General features: G+C 56.4%; 10 protein-coding genes and 1 riboswitch. All 10 genes read left to right on the forward strand.

Features of this window, described 5'->3' with window-relative positions:
- Positions 1-90: 90 nt before the first annotated feature.
- The 10 genes from GRI36_RS04640 to GRI36_RS04685 all read left to right on the forward strand — a co-directional run bounded on the left by GRI36_RS04640 (position 91) and on the right by GRI36_RS04685 (position 13,472).
- Complete coding sequence (locus GRI36_RS04640) at positions 91-1,077, forward strand: ArsR/SmtB family transcription factor (RefSeq protein WP_160597395.1); 987 nt, start codon at positions 91-93, stop codon at positions 1,075-1,077.
- On the forward strand, positions 1,074-2,015 hold the full coding sequence (metF, locus tag GRI36_RS04645) for a methylenetetrahydrofolate reductase [NAD(P)H] (RefSeq protein WP_160597396.1): 942 nt from the start codon (positions 1,074-1,076) through the stop codon (positions 2,013-2,015). Before GRI36_RS04640 ends, metF begins: the two co-directional genes overlap by 4 nt.
- Positions 2,012-3,070: a homocysteine S-methyltransferase family protein gene (locus GRI36_RS04650; RefSeq protein ID WP_160597397.1), complete on the forward strand. Its 1,059-nt coding sequence runs from the start codon at positions 2,012-2,014 to the stop codon at positions 3,068-3,070. Before metF ends, GRI36_RS04650 begins: the two co-directional genes overlap by 4 nt.
- Positions 3,070-5,709, forward strand: coding sequence for a methionine synthase (gene metH, locus GRI36_RS04655; protein WP_160597398.1), 2,640 nt, complete (start codon positions 3,070-3,072; stop codon positions 5,707-5,709). Before GRI36_RS04650 ends, metH begins: the two co-directional genes overlap by 1 nt.
- 54 nt (positions 5,710-5,763) lie before the next feature.
- A riboswitch (glycine riboswitch) is annotated at positions 5,764-5,876 on the forward strand.
- A gap of 166 nt (positions 5,877-6,042) precedes the next feature.
- Positions 6,043-7,197: a glycine cleavage system aminomethyltransferase GcvT gene (gene gcvT / locus GRI36_RS04660; protein ID WP_160597399.1), complete on the forward strand. Its 1,155-nt coding sequence runs from the start codon at positions 6,043-6,045 to the stop codon at positions 7,195-7,197.
- Between the two features lie 4 nt (positions 7,198-7,201).
- Positions 7,202-7,573, forward strand: coding sequence for a glycine cleavage system protein GcvH (gene gcvH / locus GRI36_RS04665; RefSeq protein ID WP_160597400.1), 372 nt, complete (start codon positions 7,202-7,204; stop codon positions 7,571-7,573).
- A 101-nt stretch (positions 7,574-7,674) separates the two neighbouring features.
- Positions 7,675-9,036, forward strand: coding sequence for an aminomethyl-transferring glycine dehydrogenase subunit GcvPA (gene gcvPA / locus GRI36_RS04670; protein ID WP_160597401.1), 1,362 nt, complete (start codon positions 7,675-7,677; stop codon positions 9,034-9,036).
- Complete coding sequence (gene gcvPB / locus GRI36_RS04675) at positions 9,033-10,601, forward strand: aminomethyl-transferring glycine dehydrogenase subunit GcvPB (RefSeq protein WP_160597402.1); 1,569 nt, start codon at positions 9,033-9,035, stop codon at positions 10,599-10,601. The genes gcvPA and gcvPB overlap by 4 nt, the downstream gene beginning before the upstream one ends.
- Before the next feature lie 71 nt (positions 10,602-10,672).
- Complete coding sequence (locus tag GRI36_RS04680; protein ID WP_160597403.1) at positions 10,673-12,742, forward strand: adenylate/guanylate cyclase domain-containing protein; 2,070 nt, start codon at positions 10,673-10,675, stop codon at positions 12,740-12,742.
- Positions 12,729-13,472 carry a hypothetical protein gene (locus GRI36_RS04685; RefSeq protein ID WP_160597404.1) on the forward strand — a complete coding sequence of 248 codons (744 nt, stop codon included), beginning with the start codon at positions 12,729-12,731 and terminating at the stop codon, positions 13,470-13,472. Before GRI36_RS04680 ends, GRI36_RS04685 begins: the two co-directional genes overlap by 14 nt.
- Positions 13,473-13,703 lie beyond the last annotated feature (231 nt).

Genomic DNA, 13,703 nt, shown 5'->3' on the forward strand with positions numbered 1-13,703 from the left:
TTTGATGCGTGGCTAGCACACCATGCGAAATATCCAAACAAATGCGGAACGCCCTTGCGGATATAACAATATCTTTATATGCCATTCAGCATGATGATCGAAATGACCATGCGGGCACTGGCTGACCCGACCAGATTGCGCATTATGCGGCTACTTTCGGCAATGGAGCTGGCGGTGGGTGAATTGGCGCAGGTCTTAGGGCAAAGCCAGCCCCGAGTTTCACGGCATGTAGCAATCCTATGCGACGCGGGCTTGGCCGAGCGCCATCGTGAAGGAAGCTGGGTTTTCCTGCGATCATGCGCAGGCAGCGAGCGCGGAACCGCGATTGGAGAAGCGGTGGCCCGATTGCTTGCCATCGCAGAACGTGAAGATACCGAATTTGCGACGATGTGCGCCGATGATCGCCGCCAACTTGCCAATATCCGTGGTGCGCGTGAACACAGCGCGGCTGAGTATTTCGCTGTCCATGCCGAAGAATGGGACGAATTGCGCAAACTTCACAGTGCTGACCAAATTGTTGAAGATCGTCTGTTGGAAGCACTGGGCGAGCAACACCTCGGGCAAATGCTGGACATTGGCACCGGCAGCGGCAGAATGGCCGAATTGTTCGCGCCCATGGCGGATCGTGTGATCGCGCTCGACAAAAGCCTCGATATGTTGCGGGTGGCTCGGGCGAAATTACAGAACCTTCCCGCTGACTCGGTCGAATTGGTGCAGGGTGATTTTCTGACCTTGCCGTTTCAGGCGCACCGGTTTGATACAGTCCTGCTCCATCAAGTGCTGCATTTCGCGCAAGATCCAGCAGCGGCGCTGGCCGAGGCAGCGCGTGTCACCCGTCCCGAAGGCCGAATTGCGATTGTCGATTTTGCCGCGCATCAGCGCGAAGATCTGCGCGACAAACACGCGCATGTCCGGCTGGGTTTTTCCGATAAGGCGATCAAAGAATTGTTGCGCGAAGCGGGATATCAGCCAGAAAAACCGATTGCGCTCGATGAAGGCGAATTGACTGTCAAAATCTGGCTCGGCACCCGTCTGGGTCTTCCAGTAGCGACGGACACAAGGAAAGTCGCATCATGAGTACCCCTTCGATTATGCCGTTGGATCAAATGCGTGAAGCAGTGACTGCGCTTGACACTCCGCTGTTCTCCGGGCTCCCGGGTGATATCAACGCGTCATTCGAGTTTTTTCCGCCGAAAACGGAAAAGATGGAGGAGAAGTTATGGGCGGCGGTGCAAGAACTCGCCCCGCTTCACCCCAGTTTTGTATCGGTGACCTATGGAGCGGGCGGCTCTACCCGTGAACGCACTCACAACACCGTCGCGCGGATTATTGGCGAGGCAGGGCTTCCCGCCGCCGCGCATCTGACCTGCGTCGATGCGAGCAAGGCCGAAATTCGCGAAGTGGCGGAGCAATATTGGGAGGCTGGCGTACGCCATATTGTCGCTTTGCGCGGCGATGCGGGTGAACCAGGCGCCCCCTTCGTGCCGCACCCTGACGGCTATAAGAGTGCTGCTGATTTGGTTTCAGGTCTGAGAGAAATCGCGGATTTTGAAATTTCGGTCGCGGCCTATCCCGAAACACATCCTGACGCTGATTGCCCGCAAAGCGATCTCGACAATTTGAAACGCAAGTTGGATGCAGGCGCGACCCGAGCGATCAGCCAGTTCTTCTTCTCTGCCGATACATTTTTTCGGTTTCGCGATGCTGTGGCGGCCAAAGGCATTAACGCGCCGATATTGCCGGGCATTCTGCCGGTTACCAATGTTGCGCAGGCTCGCAAATTCGCTGGGGCGTGCGGCGCGAAGATCCCGCCATGGATGGATGGTCTGTTTGACGGTCTGGATGAACGCCCTGCTGCTCGCCAATTGGTCGCAGCGACCGTCGCCGCTGAACTCTGCCGCCGCCTCTATGCTGGCGGTGTACGGGATTTCCATTTCTACACATTGAACCGAGCCGATCTCGCCTATGCGATCTGTCACATGCTGGGCATGCGCCCGAAGAAAGGCCCCCAATGACCGCCCTCCCAACAGCGCGCGAGAGTTTGAACGCTGAAGCCGCCAAACGCGTGCTAATTTTCGACGGAGCGTTCGGCACGCAAATTCAGGACCGGAAATTGTCCGAAGCAGATTATGCAGGTGATCTGGGTCTGGAGGCCGACCAGAAGGGTAATAATGATATTTTGGCGCTGACCTGTCCCGAAGTGATCGAGGATATTACCCGCGCCTATCTCGACGCCGGATCGGATGTAATTTCGACCAACACCTTCTCCGCCAATGTGATTAGCCAGGCGGATTATGCGGCCGAAAGTCTGGTGAAGGAAATTAACTTTGCATCTGCCCAGATTGCTCGGCGTCTTGCCGATACATTCGAAGGGAATGATGGCCGTCCACGCTTTGTTGCAGGCGCAATCGGCCCGACCAACAAGACGCTTTCGCTCAGCCCCGATGTCGAAGACCCCGGTTTTCGCGAAATTGATTTTGATTATCTGACCTCCGTTTATCACGAGCAGGCCGCAGCGTTGGTTGAAGGCGGTGCGGATTTCATTCTGATCGAAACAATTTTTGATACGTTGAATGCCAAAGCCGGCATCATGGCGGTCAAACAATTGGAACGCGAGCTGGGCCGCGATGTGCCGATCATGCTTTCGATGACGCTGACCGATCTATCTGGGCGCAACCTTTCGGGCCATACTGTAGAGGCGTTTTGGTATGCCGTGCGCCACGCCAATCCGGTAACTATCGGCCTCAATTGCAGTTTCGGCGCAGAGCAGCTTCGCCCGCATGTGCAATTGCTCAGTAAAATTGCCGACACGCTGCTGCTGGCCTACCCGAATGCAGGCCTGCCCAATGAGCTTGGCGAATATGACGAGGCCCCCGCTACCACCGCATCGCTGGTCCGCGAATGGGCCGAAAAAGAACAGGTCAACGTCCTTGGCGGCTGCTGCGGGTCAACGCCCGACCACATTGCCGCCATTGCCAAAGCCGTCGAGGGGCTATCGCCCCGAAAAATGCCCGGGCGCGATACCAAGATGCGCCTTGCGGGCCTCGAACCGTTTACGATTGCTGCATAATGACCCAGCCTAGCACCGCGCAATTCGTTAATATTGGCGAACGCACCAATGTAACCGGCTCTGCCCGGTTTAAAAAACTGATCATGGCTGATGATTATGCATCCGCTGTCGAAGTCGCGCGGGAGCAAGTTGAAAACGGCGCTCAGGTAATCGACGTCAATATGGACGAGGGGCTGCTAGATGCGGTTCACGCCATGACGACATTCTTGAAACTGATTGCTGCCGAACCCGATATTGCCCGCGTTCCTTTGATGATCGACAGTTCCAAATGGGATGTTATCGAGGCTGGGCTGAAATGCGTTTCGGGAAAGCCGATCGTCAATTCAATTTCGATGAAAGAAGGCGAGGAGCAATTTCTCGACCAAGCGCGCAAATGCATGGATTACGGCGCGGCGGTGGTGGTGATGGCGTTCGATGAAACCGGACAGGCCGACACCAAGCAGCGCAAGGTCGAAATTTGCAGCCGCGCTTATAAATTGCTGACTGGCATCGGCTTTCCGCCCGAGGATATTATCTTCGACCCCAATATTTTCGCGGTTGCCACCGGCATAGAGGAGCATGATCGATACGGGCTCGACTTCATCGAAGCTGTCCGCGAGATCAAAGCCAATTGCCCTCTTGCCAAGACATCGGGCGGGCTGTCCAATCTTTCTTTCAGCTTTCGCGGCAACGAAACCGTGCGCCGCGCAATGCACTCGGTGTTTCTCTATCACGCGATCCCGGCGGGTCTTGATATGGCGATCGTCAATGCGGGGCAGCTTGATGTCTATGACCAGATTGATCCGGTTCTGCGCGAGGCGTGCGAGGATGTGATCCTGATGCGCCCGGTTGAAGGTGAGGAGAGCGCGACCGAACGGCTGATCAATCTTGCTGAAAGTTACAAAGGCCGCGATCCGGTCGCAGAGAAACAAGCCGCTGAATGGCGCGGTTGGGCGGTGGAAAAGCGGCTCGAACATGCGCTGGTCAAGGGGATCGATGCCGACATCGTTTCTGACACTGAGGAAATGCGCAGCGCCATCGAAGCCGCTGGTGGCCGGCCGATCCAGGTAATTGAAGGCCCGCTGATGGACGGGATGAATGTCGTAGGCGATCTGTTCGGCAGCGGCAAAATGTTCCTGCCGCAAGTGGTCAAATCAGCGCGCGTGATGAAGAAGGCGGTCGCTCATCTGATCCCCTTTATCGAGGCTGAGAAGGATCTGCTGGCGGAGGAAGACCGCAAGGCCAAGGGCAAGATCATCATGGCTACCGTCAAGGGTGATGTTCATGATATTGGCAAAAATATCGTTGGCGTTGTACTGCAATGTAACGGGTATGAGGTAGTGGATCTGGGTGTGATGGTGCCGTGGACCAAAATCCTTGAAACGGCGATAACCGAGAAGGCCGATATAATCGGTCTTTCGGGCCTGATTACGCCCTCGCTCGATGAAATGGTCACCGTTGCAGAAGAAATGCAACGCGCCGGAATGACCATGCCGCTGCTGATCGGCGGTGCGACCACCAGCAAGGTTCACACAGCACTGCGGATTGACGGGTCCTATGACGGGCCGGTGATCCATGTGCTCGATGCCAGCCGTGCGGTCGGTGTGGCAAGCAAGCTGCTGTCCGATACCCTGCGCGATGATTTCGTCACCGGAACTGCCGCCGAATATCAGCATGTCCGCGATGTTCGTGCAGGCAAGGGGCAGAGCGAGTTGCTCAGCCTCGAAGATGCACGAGCCAATTATTATGACGCGTATCTAAGTGACAAGGCCGCGCCGCCGCTAGAGCCAGGCGTGCATGCGTTTGAAGATTGGTCGCTCGCCGATTTGCGCGAAGTGATCGACTGGACGCCCTTCTTCCGCGCTTGGGAATTGCACGGCAATTATCCGGCGATACTGCGGGATGAAGTCGTGGGTGAAACCGCCCGCAGCCTATTTGCCGATGCGCAGGAAATGCTCGATAAAATCGTCAAGGAGAAATGGCTGACTGCCAAGGGCGTATGTGGCTTCTGGCCCTGCGCGCGCGATGGCGACGATGTGACCATCCACCGCGTGAACCGCGAGGAGCATGTCTTGCTTCCGTTCCTGCGCCAACAGGTCAAGAAATCGCGCGACCGCGCCAATATGTGCCTAGCGGATTTCATCGACCCGGCAGGCGATTGGATCGGCGGGTTTGCGGTCGGTATCCACGGAATCGACGAACATATTGCCCGTTTCAAAGCTGATAATGATGATTATTCGGATATTCTGCTCAAAGCGTTAGCTGACCGGTTTGCCGAAGCCTTTGCCGAACGCCTGCACCAGCACGTCCGCACCGATCTGTGGGGTTATGCGCCGGGTGAGCAGCTGACCAATGAAGCGCTGATTAAGGAACAGTATCGCGGCATACGGCCCGCACCGGGCTATCCCGCTTGCCCCGATCATAGTCTAAAACCGATATTGTTCGATCTGCTCGATGCAGAGGCGAATACGGGCATTTCGTTGACGGAGAATTTTGCGATGTGGCCGACTTCGGCAGTTAGCGGTTTCTATTTCGGCCATCCTGAAGCTGCGTATTTCGGCGTGGCACGGATCGGACGCGACCAGCTGGAAGACTACGCCCAGCGGCGCAATATCGACCTTTCCACGGCAGAACGGTATCTGCGGCCCAATCTCGATTGACCGGGCGCAGCTAATCGCGCAGTGAAATATCCGTCGCCAAGGAAGTGATTCTTTGGCCGATGCGCGGGAGAGACCATGGGCACCAGTCAATTTTTGGCAGGTGACCTGCGGCACCGAAGGAGCAACCGCCCCGGAAACTCTCAGGTATCAGGGACCGCGCAACGGCAGACACTCTGGAAAGCGCTTCTCGAAAGAGCGGCCACCGAAGGGGTAAGCTTGCCACGTTCCTTTCAAGGAGGGACTGGCAGGTAAAAACTCTCAGGTCTTCCCGACAGAGGGGGTGTGCAAGCGGGCGCTTTGCCTGTTTGTATCCTATTCTGATCGGGGACTGTGATGAGCGACGAGATTCTGGATATCGAAGACACCCACCCGGACGATATGCCGGAGGAGCAAGTGCTGCCGCTTGACGCGTGGCACCGCGCGCAAGGCGCTCGGATGGTTGAGTTCGCCGGCTACCAAATGCCGATCCAATACGCTGGTCCATACGGGGGCATCGTGGCCGAGCATGAATGGACACGAAACTCCGCCAGTCTTTTTGATGTTAGCCATATGGGCCAGCTATCACTAGAGGGTGAGGGCGCCGCAGAAGCGCTCGAAGCTTTGCTGCCGGGCGATATTTCCGCGCTCAAGCCGGGCAAAATGCGCTATTCTCTGCTGCTTGATGAAAACGGCGGTATCCTTGATGATCTGATTGTGACCAACACAGGCCATGGTTTGGGCATTGTCGTCAATGGCGCGGTGAAATGGGATGACATCGCTCATCTTCACGAGCATCTGCCCGATAATATCACGCTGACGCATCATGCCGACCAAGCATTGGTTGCTCTGCAAGGTCCGAAGGCTGGCGAAGTGCTCGAGGCGATTATTCCTGGCACTGGCGCGCTGACATTCATGACTGCAGGAGCGTTTGAGTGGAAGGGCGCGTTCGTCTGGGTCAGCCGCGCTGGCTATACCGGCGAAGACGGTTTCGAGGTATCTATCGGCGCGGAACAGGTAGAAGCATTCGCCGACGCGCTGGTTGCTGATGATCGGGTGCAGCCTGCTGGACTTGGCGCCCGCGACAGTTTGCGGTTGGAAGCAGGCTTGCCGCTTTACGGGCATGATCTGGATGTGAACACTGACCCGGTGTCTGCGGGACTTCTGTTCGCTTTGACCAAAAGCCGCCGTGAAACAGGCGGCTGGATGGGGCATGAAACATGTGCCCGAATGCTGGCTGACGGCGCACCGACCAAACGGGTTGGATTGAAAGTCGAAGGACGTATGCCAGCACGCGAGGGCGCGCTGGTTTTCAGCGGCGACACCGAAATTGGCCGCGTCACCAGCGGCGGTTTTTCGCCCACGCTCGGTTACCCGATTGCGATGGCCTATGTCATGGCAGATTACGCCAAACCCGGCACCGCTTTACAGATTGAAGTACGGAACAAACGGCTCGATGCAGCGGTCGTGCCAATGCCTTTCGTGCCCCAGAATTACTACCGAGGAGAATGACCTGATGGCCCGCTATTTTACCGATGAGCATGAGTGGATCGACGTTGAAGGCGACACCGCCACAGTCGGCATTACCGATTACGCGCAGGAACAATTGGGCGATATTGTCTTCGTCGAACTGCCTGATGTTGGGGCGATGATTGACAAGGGCGGCGATGCTGCAGTCGTTGAATCGGTCAAAGCGGCGAGCGACGTCTATGCGCCAATCACCGGCGAAGTGATGGAAGGTAATCCCGCGCTCGAGGAAGATCCTGCGTTGGTCAACACCTCACCTGAGGAAGATGGCTGGTTCTTCAAGATGACCATTGGCGACAAGTCAGAGCTGGAAGGCCTGATGGATGCCAAGGCTTACGAGGCGTTTGTCGCTGAATTGTAATCGACGCCGTTATCCCGGCAAGGGCTGGGATCGGTTTCGTGTGATATCCGGCTAAGAAAAGAGCGATCCCAGCATTCGCTGGGATGACGAAAGTTGAGAAAATGCGTTACTTACCCCTGACTGATAGCGATCGTTCAGCAATGCTTGATGTTATCGGCGCGCCGAATGTTGATGCGTTATTCTCCGATGTGCCAGAGATTGCGCGGCTCGATGGGCCGATCCGTGATCTGCCGATGCATGCGAGCGAAATGGCAGTCGAGAAGCATATGCGCGGGCTGTCCAAGAAGAACCTTGCCGCGGCGGATGCTGCGTTTTTCCTCGGCGCTGGGGCCTATCGCCACCATGTTCCGGCCAGCGTTGATACGATCATCCAGCGCGGCGAGTTTCTAACGGCCTACACTCCGTATCAGCCGGAAATCGCGCAGGGTACGTTGCAGATGCTGTTCGAATTTCAAAGTCAGGTCGCACGGCTCTATGGTTGCGTGGTTGCCAATGCTTCGATGTATGATGGCTCGACCGCGTGCTGGGAAGCGGTGGCGATGGCCGGACGCGTGACCAAGCGGAGCAAGGCTGTGCTGTCAGGCGCGCTGCATCCGCATTATACCGAAGTCGTAAAAACGATGGCCAAATTCACCGGCGACACAATCGCTGCTGCCCAGCCGTCTATTCAGGCCGATCCTGACAATGCCGGGCTAATCTCGCGGATTGATGCAGACACGTCCTGCGTAGTGGTACAATATCCCGATATTCTGGGCCGCTTGCCCGACCTGGAAGAAATCGCTGCTGCGGCGCATGCTGTGGGTGCGCTACTGATTGCGGTCAATACCGAGCCAGTTGCGCTCGGCGCGATCAAATCGCCGGGAGAGCTGGGCGCAGATATCGTTGTTGGCGAAGGTCAGGCGCTGGGTGTCGGATTGCAATTTGGCGGACCTTATCTCGGGCTGTTTGCGGTTCGCGACAAGAAGCACGTTCGGCAGATGCCGGGCCGCCTGTGCGGAGAAACTGTCGATGCTGATGGCAGACGTGGTTTCGTACTGACGCTTTCCACTCGCGAACAACATATCCGGCGGGAAAAAGCGACCAGCAACATATGCACCAATTCCGGTCTGTGCGCTCTCGCCTTCACGGTTCACATGACTTTGCTTGGCGAAAAAGGCCTGCGGCAACTGGCCGCGGAAAATCACCGGCTGGCATGTATCGCGGCAGAGAAGCTTGCTGCGGTTCCCGGTGTGACTGTGCTCAATCACAGCTTTTTCAACGAATTCACCATTTTGGTCGATGGCGATGCGCGGCAGATTGTCCGCGATCTGGCCGAGGACAATATCCTCGCGGGCGTCTCACTCGCCCGGCTCTATCCCGATGTTGAGGAATTTACGCGTGGCTTGCTGGTCGCGGTGACCGAAACGACGAGCGAGGAGGACATCGAAACCCTTTGTGCTGCTCTCAAGGAGAAATTGTCATGAACGCTCCGAACAAAAGCGGTTGGAAGCCGACAGCTCCTGCTGGCAGCGAAGGCAAATTTGGCGGACCGCCAACCACCACCGGTAACAAAGCGCTGATGCTCGAAGAAAAGTTGATCTTCGAGATTGGCACGCCCGACACAACCGGCGTCGATCTGCCTGAAGTGGATGACTCTGCGCCTAATAAGCTTGGCGGCATGAGGCGCGATGCTGAGATCGGCCTGCCCGGTTTGTCGGAACCTGAAACTGTGCGCCATTACACGCGGCTGAGCCGCCAGAATTACGGTATTGATCTCGGCTTCTTCCCGCTCGGTTCGTGCACCATGAAGCACAATCCACGCCTTAATGAAAAAGTTGCGCGGATGCCCGGCTTTGCAGACGTCCATCCGCTTCAACCGGTTGATACTGTGCAAGGCGCATTGGGCGTTATCAATGAGCTTGCCCATTGGCTGATTACACTGACCGGAATGCACGGCGTTGCGATGAGCCCGAAGGCGGGCGCGCACGGCGAATTGTGCGGCATTTTGTGTATTCGAGCTGCATTGGAAGCGCGCGGCGATGCGCGCAAAGTCGTGCTTGTTCCCGAGAGCGCGCATGGCACCAATCCTGCAACGGCTGCCTTCGCCGGTTATGCGGTGGAAGACATTCCTGCCAATTCGGACGGGCGGGTTGATCTGGAAGCGCTCAAGGCGCGGCTTGGCCCCGATGTGGCAGCGGTGATGATTACAAATCCAAACACTTGCGGATTGTTCGAGCCTGATCTTCGTGAAATCTCCGATGCGGTCCATGCCGCTGGCGGGTTTGTTTATTGCGACGGGGCCAATTTCAATGCGATTGTCGGGCGCGTTCGACCCGGCGATCTCGGCGTTGATGCTATGCACATCAATTTGCACAAAACCTTTTCCACCCCGCATGGCGGCGGCGGACCGGGCAGCGGTCCTGTGGTTCTGTCAGAGGCGCTTAGCCCCTTCGGGCCGCTGCCGTTCACCGCACGCACCGACGATGGCGTCATTCATCTGGTCGAAGAAGAAACCGCGTCAGAATTCGGTCACACCAAAGCGTTCGGGCGGATGACTGCTTTCCACGGCCAGATGGGCATGTATACCCGCGCTTTGACATATATGCTTAGCCACGGTGCCGACGGGCTGAAGCAAGTTTCCGAGGACGCAGTGCTGAATGCCAATTACATCCTCCGTTCGATGGAAGATGTGCTGCACGCACCCTATGCTCACAGCGGACCGTGTATGCATGAGGCTTTGTTCGGCGATAAGGGCTTTGCCGAGGGACTTTCCACGATTGATCTTGCCAAGGGACTAATTGACGAGGGCTATCATCCGATGACGATGTATTTCCCGCTGGTGGTCCACGGCGCGATGCTGGTCGAACCAACCGAGACAGAAAGCAAGGCGACCATCGATCAGTTCATCACAGCCTTCCGTAGCGTGGCAGAGCGGGCGAAAGCAGGTGATGAATTGCTCAAGACCGCCCCGCATTATGCACCGCGCAGTAGGCTTGATGAAACGCTGGCCGCGCGCAAACCGGTACTCGCCTATGTCGATCCCGAATAGGCGCAAAATCCGGTAAGCCTCTTGACCGGGGTGGCCCTTTGCGTCTTTCCTTTGTGAAGGGGGAATATGCGATGGCCGCTGCGGCATCACTCAACTTTATCCGGCGCGGCTGGCGCAATGTCCGTGAGGCTGGGCCGCAACGTCTGGCGATAACCGGCTTGTTGCTATTATTGGCCGTTTTGCTGGCAAGGTTTAGCTGGGGGCTCCCGTTTGTCGGCAATGCCGAGGCTGGATTGTATGATTTCCGCGCTTTCGCTGTCGCTAACGAGTTGCGGGTCGAGCAAGACGACCGGATCGCGTTGGTCGTCTATGACGAGCAAACACTGATTGAGGCAAGAAAACGTTCTCCGCTTGATCGTGGGGTGTTGCTGCGGGCTTTGCGTAACCTTGACGGCATGGGGGCAAAAGCGATCGGGATCGATATCCTGTTCGATCAGCCGCAGGATGAAGACGAAGAATTGCTGGAAACCCTGCGCGCGATGAAGACACCGGTTTCGGTCGCTTATGTGGATATGGAGATCAATGAGGATGATCTTGTTTATGACCAGCAGCTCTATCTAGATACGTTTCAGAGACAGTTGGCCGGAAGCAACGCGCGCGCCGCAAGTATCCAGCTGAACAATGACCGTTCGGTAACACGAATTTTCCCTGCGATTGATGAGCGGCTGCCAGACACGCTGACCCGGTCGATGATTGAAGCTGCTGGAAAAGGCGACCCGTCACTCCCCGGATACACGGGCTCCATCCGGTACCGTCTGGGTTTGTACAGCGGCGATGGCGGCGCAGAGGCGAAAAAGGTTGCCGAGCCGCTCTTTGCCAAGATCCCCATCGGGACTTTCGCGAACGACGAATTGCTAGCTATACCGGGGGTTGCCGACGAATTGGCCGCAGGTGTAGCTGGAAAATATATTTTGATCGGTGCCGATCTGGTCGATTTTGACCGCGTACCGACCTCGCTCACGCAATGGACAGCAGAAGAACCGCCGGGGTTGCAAGTCCATGCAGAGATGATGGCGCAAATGCTTGACGGGGAGGCGATGCCGAAGCCGTTGCCGATAACGCTGTGGGCGCTTGCCCTGCTGGTGATTGTATCGGCCGCATTGACTGGACTGCTCGAATGGAAGAGCTGGCGGGTCTATCCATTGATGCTGGCCCAATTCGCGATTTTCCTTGGCGTGCCACTGCTGATGCATTTTCGCGGAATTGATACTTATGAATTGCCAGCGTTTGGATGGATTCTTGCCTGGATTGTGGCCTTCACTGCAATCACATCGGCGGCGCGCGCCTCGACCGCACAACAGCGCCAATTCGCGCAAGGTGCATTGGGGAAGTATCTGCCGCGCGAAATGGCCCAGGAGATTATCGACAATCCCAATCTGCTTGCATTGCATGGCGAGAAAAAATCGATCTTTGTGCTGTTCAGTGATTTGGAGGGGTTCACCAAGATGAGCCACGCGGTTTCGCCGGAAATGGTTGCGAAATTGCTCAATCGGTATTTGGAAATGCTCAGCCAGGTGGTCCTTGATCATGGCGGCGTTATTGACAAATTTGTTGGCGACGCAGTGGTGGCGTTTTGGGGCGCACCGATTGCGAAGCCTGGCGATGCAGAGCGTGCGGCAAGGGCAGGATATGCCATCTGGCAGGCAGGTGAGGCATTTCGCGAAGAAGTCGCCAAAATGGATTCGGCACTGCCCAAGATAGGCAAAACTCGCGTAGGCTTGCATTACGGAGAAGCGGTGGTGGGCAATTTTGGCGGCGAGACGCGGATCCAATATACTGCGCTTGGTGATAGTATGAACACTGCGGCACGGTTGGAAGCGGCGAACAAAGCGCTCGAATCCAGCGTAATGGCGAGCCGCGAATTCGCGGAGAAATCCGGACTTAACTGGTGGCGCCCGATGGGCCGTGTGGTTCTACGCGGAAGAGCCAAGCCGGTTGATATCCTGGAGCCAGCGCCGGATTTTCCTGAGGAGGACCGAAAGAAATTGCATCAGGCGATGATATTGTCGCAATCGAACAATACTGAGGCGCTTGAAGTGGTAGAACAAATTGTCCGTAGCCATCCAGATGACACAGCGCTGGTTAATCTGCTACACCGTATGAAGAATTTGAATGAGGAGAGAGCCTATGTTCTCGGGTAAATCAATTATGCCAATAAAGTCTGCCATGAAGTCGGGCGCTCTGGCATGCGCCGCGATCGCTATGGCGGCATCGGCTGCTGCGAATGCGGGTGTGGTGATAAAATCAAGCGGGCCTTCCGCGTCGCAATACCCGGTCGGGAAAAAGATCGACGATAGTGGCCGGATTACCCTGAAAGCAGGCGATTCCGTCACGATCATGGCGAATGGCGGAACGCGGGAAATTAGAGGCGCAGGCACCCATCGGGTTGCGGAACGCGGAGTAAGCAAGCGCTCGACATTCGCGGCCTTGACCAAGCAACGTTCAAATTCGCGCGTTCGAACAGGGGCGGCCCGCACAGGAACAGGTCCGCTTTCTTCGGTTCGCTCAAACCTTTGGTATGTTGATGTTACGGAATCGGGCCCAGTGTGCGTGGCTGATTTCTCGGCAGTTCGGATGTGGCGTCCGGAACGGGAACTGGAGGCGACCTACGTTGTGGCTAACAGCAATTCGGCCGAGCATTTACATGTCACCTTCGCTGAAAAGACAATGATTGCTGATTGGGATGCGGCGCGCATGCCTTTGTCAGAGAATTCGCCCTATACGATTTCTGGCCCTGGCAACGTTGAGCCAGTGACCATTACATTTGCCGCGCTGGATGCAGTTCCCGATAACCCTGAAGACCTTGCTACGGCGCTGATCGAAAAAGGGTGCACAAGTCAGTTGGAATTGCTTGCCACCAAGATGATGTGACGCAAAACTGACTTACGGCAATTTGCCAAACCGGGTCGCATGATCGCTTAAGCGCCAAAAAGGCGTAGCGTTCACGAGGTTTGATCGCCCTTCGGGGCATCCTTGCTGTCTTCGTTTGATGGAGGCGCGAGTTGGGGAGGCAATCGCAAAATGCGTCAGCTTGGCTGTCGGATCCATCACTTTCGGGGTCTGAAAAGGGCAATATCTATGCCGTTTGGCACCGATTGTGCG

Origin of the sequence: Pontixanthobacter gangjinensis (assembly GCF_009827545.1) — a bacterium.
Lineage (GTDB): Bacteria > Pseudomonadota > Alphaproteobacteria > Sphingomonadales > Sphingomonadaceae > Pontixanthobacter > Pontixanthobacter gangjinensis.